General features: G+C 66.7%; 5 protein-coding genes. All 5 read left to right on the top strand.

Annotated elements, in window-relative coordinates:
• Positions 1-2,790 (top strand): SDR family NAD(P)-dependent oxidoreductase (locus tag CG716_RS26840; protein WP_133067029.1); only part of this gene is annotated, 2,790 nt, incomplete at its 5' end.
• Positions 2,787-9,308: a beta-ketoacyl synthase N-terminal-like domain-containing protein gene (locus CG716_RS26835; RefSeq protein ID WP_094484181.1), complete on the top strand. Its 6,522-nt coding sequence runs from the start codon at positions 2,787-2,789 to the stop codon at positions 9,306-9,308. The genes CG716_RS26840 and CG716_RS26835, both read left to right, overlap by 4 nt.
• Positions 9,309-9,315: 7 nt before the next feature.
• Complete coding sequence (gene rfbA, locus CG716_RS26830) at positions 9,316-10,185, top strand: glucose-1-phosphate thymidylyltransferase RfbA (protein ID WP_094484180.1); 870 nt, start codon at positions 9,316-9,318, stop codon at positions 10,183-10,185.
• A complete protein-coding gene (gene rfbB / locus CG716_RS26825; RefSeq protein ID WP_094484179.1) occupies positions 10,185-11,183 on the top strand; it encodes a dTDP-glucose 4,6-dehydratase in 999 nt (332 codons plus the stop codon). Before rfbA ends, rfbB begins: the two co-directional genes overlap by 1 nt.
• 16 nt (positions 11,184-11,199) lie before the next feature.
• Positions 11,200-12,636, top strand: coding sequence for a sugar nucleotide-binding protein (locus CG716_RS26820; protein ID WP_094484178.1), 1,437 nt, complete (start codon positions 11,200-11,202; stop codon positions 12,634-12,636).
• Positions 12,637-12,645 lie beyond the last annotated feature (9 nt).

The following is a 12,645-nucleotide window of genomic DNA, read 5'->3' as shown; positions in this document are numbered from 1 at the left end:
GTTGCGGCTCCGTCTGTGCCTGCGGGTGATGTTGTCTTGCAGATTGTTTCGGAGAAGACGGGTTATCCGGTGGACATGCTCGGGTTGGGCATGGAGATGGAGGCCGAGCTCGGGATTGATTCGATCAAGCAGGTGGAGATTTTGGCTGCGTTGCAGTCGAAGTTCCCGGGTGCTCCAGAGATCCCGGCTTCTGAGCTGGCCAACCTGCGCACCCTGCAGGATGTGGTTGACACGGTTGCCGATTTCGCCGCGCCCGCGCCGGTCGCTGCCGCTCCTGTTGCGGCTCCGTCTGTGCCTGCGGGTGATGTTGTCTTGCAGATTGTTTCGGAGAAGACGGGTTATCCGGTGGACATGCTCGGGTTGGGCATGGAGATGGAGGCCGAGCTCGGGATTGATTCGATCAAGCAGGTGGAGATTTTGGCTGCGTTGCAGTCGAAGTTCCCGGGTGCTCCAGAGATCCCGGCTTCTGAGCTGGCCAACCTGCGCACCCTGCAGGATGTGGTCGACACCGTGGCCGGCTTCGGGGCCGGCAGCCGCACCGAACAGCCTGCGGCCGTCCAGCACGCGGTGCCGTCGTCGGCACCGGTGGGACTGTCCTGCACCGAGGCGGAGCTTCGCGCCGCGCCGCCCAGCGGCTTCGCCATGGCGGGCCTGCGTGACGGCGCAGTCTTGATCACTCGAGAAGACCCGGCCTTCGCCGATGCCCTCGAGCGGGCCCTGGCCGATCGCGGGATCAAGGCCCAGGCGGTCGACCAGGTGCCCGCCGAAGCCGGCGCTGTCATCAGCCTGGCTGCGCTGGCCGCGGCCCGCACACCTGAAGACTGTGTTGCGATGCACGTCAACGCGTTCCACGCGGCCCGGGCCGTCGCCAAGAGCAGTGCGAAGACCCGTGTGTTCGTCACCGTGCAGTCGACGGGTGCCCGGTTCGTCGCCGCCGACGTGCCGGTCGGCGTCGCCAGCCTGGTCAAGACCGCCGGCTGGGAATGGCCGAACGCGTCGGTTCGGGCCGTCGACATGGAAAGCCTCGACGCCCAGCGGTTGGCCGCCGAACTCCTGGAAGGCGGCAGCGGTATCGAGGTCGCCCTGCGCGCCGACGGCACCCGACTGGTTGCCGTGGACGACATCGAGTCCTCTGTCGGGCAGGGCGAGACGATCAGCGTCGCCCCGGGTGGCGTCGTCGTGGTCACCGGTGGTGCGCGCGGCGTGACAGCGGAATCGGCGCTGGCCCTGGCCAAGCGCCACGGCCTGCGACTGGCTCTCCTGGGCCGCACACCGCTGCGGGAGATCACAGCCGACGAGCCATCCGGTACCACCGCCGCCGAGATCGCCACCGCGCTGGCGGCATCGGCACGGGCCCGCGGCGAGCAGCTCAGCCTGCCGCAGGCACGCGCGCAGGCGGAAAGCCTGCTGGCCGGGCGGGAAGTTCGCGCCACGTTGTCGACTGCGCAGGCACAGGGGACGCCGGCACGCTACTTCGCGGCCAGCATCACCGATGACGCTGCGCTGCGCAGCGTGCTGGACGAGGTGCGGCAGAACTTCGGGCCGATCGTCGGCGTTGTTCATGGTGCCGGCGTGCTCGCCGACAAGCGTCTGGAGGACCTCGACGACGACGGGTTCGTCAAAGTGTTCAACACCAAACTGATGGGCGCAGAAGCACTCCTCGACGCGACGTCGACCGACGAGATCCGCTTCATCTCGCTGTTCTCCTCGATCGCGGCACGGGCCGGAAACCCCGGCCAGTCCGCGTACGCGTCGGCCAATGCGGCTCTGGAGGCCATCGCGGCCCGGGAGTCCGCGCGGCGCAACGGCGAATGCGTGGTTCGCGCATTCGGTTGGGGTCCGTGGGACGGCGGGATGGTCGACGCGACGCTGAAGAGCCGGTTCCTCGCCGGCGGCGTGGGTGTCATCCCCATCGCCGAGGGGGCGCAGTTCTTCGCCGATCACGCGTTGTGCCGTTCGTCGGCAACTGCGGTCGTCGTTGCCGCACCCGCCGAGCCGCGCCTGCGTGCGGTGAAGCTGGAATGGGACGTGTCCACCGAAAAGCTGCCGGTGCTCAAAGACCATCAGGTCCGCGGCAAGGTGGTGGTGCCGGTGGTGATCGCACTCGACGCCGTGCTGCGCGCGGCGCGCGGGGTGGTCGCCGATGCTTGCCCGGTGGTGCGCGATTTCCAGGTGCTGTCCGGGGTGACGTTCGCCGAACACGAACAGCAGTCTCTGACTATCGATTTCGAGCCGGCCGGTTCGTCGTACACCGTCTCCATCACGGACGGTGACGGCCGGGCGCGCTACCGCGCCATCGTGGACACCACAGCCGTTGCGTTCCCTGAAGCGTCGGTTCCGCAGATATCGGGATCGGCCTGGCCGCTGAGTGTCGAGGAGGCCTACGCGGGCCCACTGTTCCACGGGCAGCAATTCGCCGTCATCGACGAACTCGAGGCCTACGGAAGTGCGGGCGGTTCAGCCACTCTCAAGAGCCTGGGTGATCTCGGGTGGCCGCAGGACGGCTGGGCCATCGACGCCGCCAGCGTAGACGGTGGTCTGCAGCTGGGCATCGTGTGGGCCAGTGCGCAGGGACGGCCTCTGGTGCTACCGATCCGCATCGCGCGTGTCGTTCTGCACCGTGCGTTCGGCGACGGCAGTATCGGGCGTTGCCGGCTGGCCGCACACCCGGTCAATGACAAGCGTGTCGACTTCGACATCGCGTACGAAACCTCCGACGGTGCGCTCGTCGCGACCTTCGAGGGTGTGGAGTTCTACGCTGCGGGCGCCGCCGCGGACACGTCGGCGTGAGCGGGTTCGACCCCGTCGCGATCGTCGGACGTAGTTGTCTGCTGCCTGGTGCAGCCACGCCGGAGGCGCTGTTCGACGCATCCCTGGCCGGACGCTGCCTGCTGACGCCCACCCCGCGCGATGCCTGGCGCGGGGTGGACCCGGCCAAGCTTCAGGCCAGCGACAAACCGGGGCTGCGGGTGTCGTCGGCGACCGGCGGCTACATAGACGCGTCGTTCGACCTGACCCAGTTCGCCGCGCGGATACCGGATTTCGACCGACTCGACCCGATCGTGCCCTGGCTGGCCCAGTGTGCACAGCAGGCACTGGGTGGGCCACTCGCGGCGCCGCGGACCGGGATCATCGTCGGCAACCTGTCCTACCCCAGCACGCTCAACACCGCGTTCGTGGAGAGCGTCTGGACCGGGAACGGCGACGTCGACCCGCGCAACCGCTTTTCCTCGGGGCTGCCGGTGCATTTGGTGGCCGGCGCGATGGAGATGACCGGGCCGGTCTATGCATTGGACGCCGCATGCGCGTCATCGCTATACGCCATCAAACTGGCGTGCGACGCCCTGCACGACGGTGACGCCGACATCATGCTCGCCGGCGGTGTCAACGGCTCGGACGACCTGTTCCTGCACCTGGGTTTCACGTCGCTGCAAGCGCTCAGCCCGTCGGGGCGGTCCCGCCCCTTCCACGCGGAAGCCGATGGCCTTGTTCCCTCGGCGGGTGCCGCGCTGGTCGCGCTGAAACGCCTTGACGACGCCGAACGCGACGGCGACCACATCCTCGGAGTGATCCTGGGTGTCGGACTGTCGAACGACGGGCGCCAGAGCGGCTTCCTCGCTCCCGCGGTCGGCGGCCAGACTCGTGCCATGACCTCGGCGCTCGAACAAGCGGGGCTGTCGCCGGCCGACATCGACTATGTCGACTGCCACGCCACCGGCACACCGCTGGGCGATGCGACCGAACTGCAGAGCATCGCGGCCGCCTACGGTGACGTGCCGCTGAAACTGGGCGCGTTGAAAGGCAATCTGGGCCACACCATCACCGTGTCGGGCGCGGCGAGCCTGGTGAACGTGCTCTCGGCCATGCAGGCGTCCACCTTCCCGCCGACGTTATGCGAGAAGCCGACCGACAAGCTCGGTGACACCCCGTTCACTCTGGTGACTGCCCCCACCCCGTGGGAAAGTCCGGTCAAACGCGCGGCGGTCAGTAACTTCGGGTTCGGCGGCAACAACGCGCACCTGATCGTCGAGAACTACCGGGGGCCAAGCCCTTCCGCGCCTCGCCACGAGCCGCCCGCCGATGACATCGTCATCTGCGGACTGGGTGTGGTCACCGGAGACGCACGCGATGCCGAGGCCTTCCGGCGCCGGGTGCTCGGTCCCGAAGCGCAGCCCACGGCGCTCGACGCCGTCCAACTCGACCTTGCCGGTCTCGGCTTTCCGCCCAACGAGCTGGCCGGCAGCCTCAGCCAGCAGACAGTGATGTTGGCCGCCGCGGGGCAGGCCTTGCGCAACGTCAGCACCGACCCAGAGCGCACCGGGGTGTTCGTGGGCATGGGCTGCGACGCGACCATTGCCCGCCAGCGTCTGCGCGTCCTGAACACCGACAACGACCGGTGGCTGGAGGTCAACAAGGCGGCCGCGCCGCGGTTGACCGCCGACGGTGTGATCGGAACGATGCCGAACATCCCCGCCAACCGCATCCACGCGCAGCGCGACTTCCGCGGGTTCGGTTTCACGGTCTCGACCGAGGAACTGTCCGGGATCACCGCGCTGCAGATCGGTGTGCGGGCCCTGCGGCACCGGGAACTCGACACCGTCGTCGCGGGTGCGGTCGATATGTGTTGCGAACCAGCACATTCGAGGGCAGCAGATGCACTGGCCGATGACACTCACGTGCCACAGGGTGACGCCGCGGTGGCATTCGTGCTCAAGCGGCGCGCCGACGCCGAAGCCGCGGGCGACGAGATCATCGCCGTCATCGATCTCGACGGTACACCCGGTGCTGCGGATCCGAACTTCTCCGTCGGGCGGATCGGCCGCACTCACGCGGCCAGCGCCGCTGTTGAAATTGCCGCGCGCGCCGAGGCCGTGCGGGCGCGGGTGCGGGTGGATCACGTTGGCGCCCAACCGGCGCCAGGCGGAACCAGTACATCGGTGTGGCTGGAATCGCTGGGCGATCGTGCCGCCGGCGTGACCCTGTCCGCGGCCGGTGTTGCACCCAAGCCGATGGCGGTCGGGGTCGTCCCCGTTTGGGAGCGGTACGCCGGTGTAAGCCGGGCTGATCTGGTGAGCCGGATGCACCGCGGCGACCCGGGCGGCAGTGGTTCGGTGCGTTGTTCTTTGGTCGGCGATAGTCAGTCCACGCTGGACACGCTCCGGCAGCAGGCAGTGCAGCGGTTGGAGCGCGGCGAAGCACCGGTAATCCCCGGTATTGCATTCGCCGAATCCCCGATTGCGGGCGAGGTGGCGTTCACCTTCACCGGCGCGGCCGCGGCGTACCCGGGAGCCGGGCGTGAGTTGTTGCTGGCGTGGCCCGAGATCGGCGACGCGCTCACCGAACGGCTTTCTGGCGTCGGCGATCTGGCGCGTGCGCTCTACGGGGCCGGGATCACCACGCTCGATCCGCGCACCCAGCTCACCGGTTGCGCTCTGGTCTGCCAGTCGCAGGCCGAGTTCTCCCGAACTGTGCTGGGCCTGAAACCGACTGCAGCCATCGGTCTTTCGTCCGGCGAGACGAACTCGCTACTGGCCTTTGGGGTCTGGCGTGACCTGGAGCCGATGCTCCGCGAGATCGAAGCCTCCGGCATGTACGGCGACGAGCTGACCGGCGCCTGCCGGGTGGCGGCAGCCGACTGGGGTCTCGGAGATCAGCCCGCACCGTGGGAATGCTGGCGTATCACCGCGCCCCGCTCGGCTGTCGAAGCGGCGCTGGACGTCGAGCCCCGCGCCTACATGACAATCGTTCAAGCGCCGGACGACTGCGTCATCGGCGGAGATCCCGCGGCGTGCCGCCGGGTGATCGACGCGGTTCCCGGCGCAACGGCGATACCGCTGGGTCTGGACATGGTCATCCACTGCGACGCGATGACACCGTTCGCCGATACTTGGCGCAATATCCACACACGCGCTACCCACGAGGCGTCTGATATCCGCTTCTACACCAATGCCGTGAACCGTGCCTATGTGCCGACACGGGAAGCGGCCGCCGAGGCGATCACCCGGCAAGCGCTCGAGCCGATTGACTTTCCGGCGACGGTGTTGCAGGCGTGGGAGGACGGCGTCCGCGTGTTCGTCGAGCACGGACCTCGCGCGATCCTGACCGGGGCGGTTGGGAAAATCCTCGGTGACCGTCCGCATTTGGCGGTCGCGCTGGACTCCCAAGAACGGCGAGGGCTACGCGCCCTGGCTGAAAGTGTCTCCAAGCTGTGGGTGCACGGGTTGCCGGTCGATATCGACGCATTCGACGCTCGGATGCATCAATTGCATGAACAAGGCGCGCCGTCTTCGTCGGAGAACACCCGCACGCTGACGCTGGCCGCCCACTGGCCTGATGTCGTCTCCGTTCCTGAGGCGCCCACGAATGTCTCGACGCCACAGGCGTCCACAAATGTCTCGTCCAAGAGTGAGAGTGCACCGCCCATGCCCGAAGTGGACCACGGAAGTGTTCAAGTCATGCCGCCCGCGCCGGTCCATCCCGCGCCACTGGTAGTAGCCCAGGAAGTGGTTGTCCAAACCGTTCCGGAAGTGAGAACAGTGGTCGCCAGGCCGGTCGCTCCAGCTCCCGCGGGAGCGACAGCTGCCGCGGCGGTCAACGATCAGACGGCGGCGGCGCTCAACCTAGTCGCTTCGGTGAGTGCGGCGCACTCGACATTCCTCGAGCGGCAAGCACAAGCCCACACGTCGTTCCTGAAGTCGCGTGGTGACCTTCTGGGGCTGGTATCGGGACGGCGCGGGTCCGCGCCGACCGTCACGTCCAGCGCTGCAACGGTATTCGCACCCGCACCCGCACCCGTGACGAGCGCGCCGGCACCCGCACCGCCGGCAACGCCCACCCCGCCGCCGCCACCGCCACCGCCACCGCCGAGTGTGCCCGCCTCACCGCCGCCACCTGCGGCGGCAGCCAAGCCGCAACCCGCTGCCGCGCCCAGCACGCCGGCGCCTGCGCCGGGCAGGCGTCCAGCAAAGAACGAAGAGCCGCTCTGGACTCGCGCCCAGCTCGAAGTCCTTGCCGGGGGCAAGGTTTCGGAGGTCATGGGGCCGAAGTTCGCCGAGTACGACCAGTACGAGCGTCTGGTGCGGATGCCGGAGCCGCCGCTGCTGCTGGCTGACCGCGTGATGAGCATCGAGGGCGAGCCCGGCACCATGGGGACCGGTCTTATTGTCACCGAGACCGATGTCGACCCGGACGCCTGGTACATCCACAACGGTCGGATGTCGCCCGGTGTGGTGATCGAGAGCGGTCAAGCGGACCTCCTGCTGGCCTCGTGGTTGGGCGCCGATTTCTCCAACCGCAGTGAGCGCGTGTACCGCCTGCTGGGTTGTGATCTGACGTTCATGGGTGAACTGCCTAAGGGCGGCGACACCTTGCACTACGAGATCCACATCGACGGCCACGCGAAAACCGGTGATACGCGGCTGTTCTTCTTCCACTACGACTGCTACATCGGCGACCGGTTGATGATCTCGGTGCGCAACGGGCAGGCGGGATTCTTCTCGGACGCGGAGCTGGCCGAGTCCGACGGCGTCTTGTGGGACGCCGCTGATGACGCACCGCGCGACGGCGCGCGCCGGGACGAGCCTCCGGTGGTCACGCAGAAGCGTTCCTTCACCCGGGACGAGCTGGACGCATTCGTCGAAGGGCATGCGTTCTCGTGCTTCGGCGCTGGCTTTGAGCGGGCGGCCGCGCACACGCGGACGCCGTCCCTTCCCAAGGGCAAGCTGCGGCTGATCGACGAGATCGCCGAGTTCGATCCGACTGGCGGGCCTTGGGGCCGCGGCTATCTGCGCGCCACCGCCGCGGTGCCGAAGGATATGTGGTTCTACGACGGGCATTTCAAGAACGACCCGTGCATGCCCGGAACGCTGATGGCCGACGCGGCCACTCAAGCGCTGTCCTTCGCGATGGCCGCATACGGGTTCTCGATCGAGCGCGATGGCTGGCGATTCGAGCCGGTGCCCGACGATATGGCCCGCTTCGTCTGCCGCGGGCAGGTGACCCCGGACGCCGATCACATGCTCGACTACGAGGTGTTCATCGAGGAGATCATCGACGGGCCGACGCCGACGGTCTTCGCGGCGCTGCTCTGCCGCAGCGACGGCTTCAAGGTGTTCCACGCTCGCCGGTTCGGTATGCGCCTGGTGCCGGATTGGCCGATGCCGCCCGGTGCGCCGGGTCCGGTGCGGATCCTGGAGAACACCAAGGACGTTCGCGGTGATCAGGGTGCGCTGCTCGCGTGCGGGCGCGGGATGCCCTCCGATGCCTTCGGCGCCCTGTACGCGCCGTTCGACGGAACCCGTCGCGCGCCGCGGCTGCCGGACGAGCCGTACCACTTCATGTCGCGGGTGCTGAGCGTGTCCAGCCCGCCGGGGGTGCCGACCAAGGGCGGCACCGTCATCGCCGAATACGATGTGCCCGAAGGGGAATGGTATTTCGCCGACGCTCATGTCGATGCGGTACCGATGCCGGTGTTGATCGAAATCCTGCTGCAGCCCTGCGGTTGGCTGTCCTCGTACAACGGCTTCGCGGCTAATCGTCCCGATGACGTGGTGTTCCGCAACCTCGACGGCGGTGAGGTCGTGCAGCACCGGCCCGCACGCGTCGGGACACTGCGGGTGACATCGACGCTGGAACGGTTCGCCGACGGAGCGGGTTCGACGATCGTGTTCTTCGACGTCACCTGCACCCAGGACGACCAAGTCGTGATGACGATGAAGACGGCGTTCGGTTTCTTCAGTCCTGACGCGCTCAAGAACCAGGTGGGCCTGCGGACGAAGCCCGGTGCGCTGGAGGCGCTTTCCGCACCGGCCCCGGTTGCACTGTCCTACCGCGCCGAGGAGCTCGACGGCGCACCCTGGCTGGACCAGGGCCGCCTTCAGGTTCTCGACCGGGTGAACTTCTGGCCGGACGGGGGAGAAGCGGGTCTGGGCCGGCTGGTCGCCGAGTACGACGTCACCCCGGAGGCCTGGTTCTTCAAGGCCCACTTCTTCCAGGATCCCGTGCAGCCCGGCTCACTGGGTCTGGAGGCCATGCAGCAGGCGGCTCGGGCGCTGGCCCGGCTGGCCGGCCACGTCCCCACCGGTGCCGGTTACGAGTTCGAGCCCGTCGCCCTGGACCAGGTGTTCAGCTGGAAGTTCCGGGGCCAGGTGACGCCGACCAACAAGCGCACCCGATCCGAAATCGAAGTCCTGTCGGTGGAACGCGATGACCGCGGAGTTCTGGTCGTGTTCGACGGCCAGTTCTGGGTCGACGAATTGTGTATCTACGAGACGCGCGGGATGGGCGTGCGCGTCACCACGGCGTCATAATAGTGCGATGAGGGGAATAATCCTGGCGGGGGGCTCGGGGACCCGTCTGCACCCGATCACTCTTGGGGTATCCAAGCAACTGGTGCCGGTCTACGACAAGCCGATGATCTACTACCCGCTGTCCACGCTGATGCTGGCGGGTATCCGCGACATCTTGGTGATCACCACACCGCACGACGCGGACAGCTTCGAGCGGCTGTTGGGCGACGGATCGCGGTTCGGTGTGTCCATCACGTTCGCCCAACAGCCGTCGCCGGACGGTCTGGCTCAGGCGTTCACCATCGGCGCCGATTTCATCGGGGGCGAGAAGGTTGCGCTGGTGCTAGGCGACAACCTGATCTACGGACCAGGAATGGGCAACCAGCTCAAGAGCTTCGCCGATATCGACGGTGGCGCGATCTTCGCGTACTGGGTGGCCGAGCCGTCGGCCTACGGCGTCGTGGAGTTCGATTCCACGGGAATGGTGGTCTCGCTCGAGGAGAAGCCGAAACAGCCGAAGAGCAACTACGCGGTCCCCGGGCTGTACTTCTACGACAACGAGGTGGTCTCGATTGCCCGGGATCTGTCCCCGAGTGATCGCGGCGAGTACGAGATCACTGATGTCAACCGCGTCTACCTGGAGCAGGAACGGTTGCGGGTGCAGGTGCTCCCGCGCGGTACGGCGTGGTTGGACACCGGTACCTTCGACCAGATGACTGATGCTGCCGACTACGTGCGCACCATAGAACGCCGGACCGGTCTGAAGATCGGGGTGCCCGAGGAGATCGCCTGGCGGCAGGGCTTTCTCACCGAGGATGAAATGCGTGAGCGCGCTGAGAAGCTGGTGAAGTCAGGATACGGCTCCTACTTGCTGGACCTGCTGGAAAGAGGTTTCTAGTGACACAGCTTCTGGTTACCGGAGGTGCTGGGTTCATCGGATCCAACTTCGTGCATTACGCGGTGGAGCACACCGACCATCACATCACTGTGCTGGACAAACTCACCTACGCAGGGAACCGGGCGTCGCTGGCCGGGCTCCCCGAGCAGCGGGTGAGCTTCGTGCACGGCGACGTCGCCGACGCGGAGCTGGTTGACAAGCTGGTGGCGTCCGTCGACGGCGTCGTCCACTATGCCGCGGAAACTCACAATGACAATTCGCTGGACGACCCGGAACCATTTCTGCAGACGAACCTGATCGGCACGTTCACGTTGCTCGAGGCGGTCCGCAAATATGGTGTCCGCTATCACCACATCTCGACTGACGAGGTGTACGGGGATCTGGAGCTGGACGATCCCGCCCGGTTCACCGAAGCCAGCCCGTACAACCCGTCGTCACCGTATTCGTCGACGAAGGCGGGCAGCGACCTGCTGGTGCGAGCATGGATGCGTTCCTATGGGGTGCAGGCGACGATTTCGAACTGCTCCAACAACTACGGCCCCTACCAGCACGTCGAAAAATTCATTCCCCGTCAGATCACGAACGTGCTGCGTGGCACTCGTCCCAAGCTGTACGGCGACGGCCTCAACGTTCGTGATTGGATCCACGCTGACGACCACTCCTCGGCGGTGCTGCAGATCTTTGAAAAGGGTCGAATCGGCGAGACCTATCTGATCGGTGCCAACGGCGAAAAGGACAACAAGACCGTCGTCGAACTGATCTTGACGATCATGGGCCTGGACGCTGACGCGTACGAGAATGTTCCGGACCGGACCGGACACGATCTGCGCTACGCCATCGATGCGACCAAGTTGCGTGACGAACTCGGTTGGCGGCCAGAGTATCCCGACTTTGAGCATGGTCTGGCCGCAACGATCGAGTGGTACCGCAACCACGAAGACTGGTGGGCCCCCGCCAAAGATGCCACTGAAGCGTTCTACGCCCGTCTCGGGCAATGACAGGGAAGCGCAGACAATGACGGAGCTCGGCAAGGCACTCCGCGCTACAGAGACGGCGATTCCAGGACTGGTGCTCTGGGATCTGGCCGTTCACGGCGACAATCGCGGATGGTTCAAGGAGAACTGGCAGCGCGAAAAAATGGTGGCTGCCGGGATGCCCGACTTCGGGCCGGTTCAGAACAATGTCTCGTTCAACGAATCGGCGGGCACCACGCGTGGTATCCACGCCGAGCCGTGGGACAAGTACATCTCGGTGACCACCGGCAGGATCTTCGGTGCGTGGGTCGATCTGCGGGACGGACCGACGTTCGGGACGGTGGTGACCGCTGAGATCGATCCGTCGCGTGCCGTCTTCGTGCCGCAGGGCGTCGGCAACGGGTTCCAGACGCTGGAGCCCAACACCGCCTACACCTATCTGGTCAACGACCACTATTCACCCGACGGCGTGTACACCTCGCTGAATCCGGCGGACGAGACCATCGCCGTCGACTGGCCGATCCCGCTGGACCAAGCCGAGCTGTCTGCGAAAGATCGCGCGCAGGGCCCCCTTTCGGAGGTCGTCCCCGTCGCGCCCCGCAAGATTTTGGTGGTCGGCGCCAACGGCCAACTGGGCCGCGCCCTGCGCGAGTCGTACGACGGCGTTTCGCATGTCGAGTTCGTCGACCTCCCCGAATTCGATCTCACGTCAGCCGATTTCGCTTCGGCCCGCCCATGGCGCGAATACAGCACGATCATCAACGCCGCGGCCTACACGGCCGTGGACGTCGCCGAGACCGCCGAAGGGCGCGTTGCGGCGTGGGCCGCCAACGTCACCGGTGTCGCGAATCTGGCAAGGGTTGCGTTGGCGCACAGGCTGACCGTTGTGCACGTGTCGACCGACTACGTGTTCGACGGCACCGCGACCCGCCCCTACCGCGAGGATGATCCGATGGCGCCGCTCGGCGTCTACGGGCAGACGAAGGCTGCCGGCGATCAAGTCGTGGCCACGGTGAGCCGCCACTACATCCTGCGCACCTCTTGGGTGATCGGCGAGGGCCGAAACTTCGTGCGCACCATGCTTTCTCTGGCCGAACGGGGGATCGACCCGTCGGTGGTCGACGACCAATTCGGCCGCTTGACGTTCACCACCGAGTTGGCCCGGGCGATCCGGCACCTGATCGAGACTCGCGCGCCCTACGGGACGTACAACGTGACCGGCTCCGGGCCGGTCACCTCATGGGCAGATGTGGCACGCCATACGTTCGAGCTGGCCGGGCACGACCCGGACCGGGTGAGCGGCGTTTCGACCGCGGAGTACTTCGCGTCGGCCACGAATCCCGTATCGCCGCGGCCGGCGAGTGGTGTTCTCGACCTGACGAAAATCGAGTCCACCGGGTTCGTGCCCGCCGTCTCCGGCGAGAGCCTGGAGAACTATGTGCGGTTGGAGACCCGCGCGTCATCCGGGGCCGGCTAGCCCAACCGA

Source organism: Mycolicibacterium sphagni, from assembly GCF_002250655.1.
GTDB lineage: Bacteria > Actinomycetota > Actinomycetes > Mycobacteriales > Mycobacteriaceae > Mycobacterium > Mycobacterium sphagni.
This window is presented reverse-complemented; position numbering and strand designations above follow the sequence as displayed.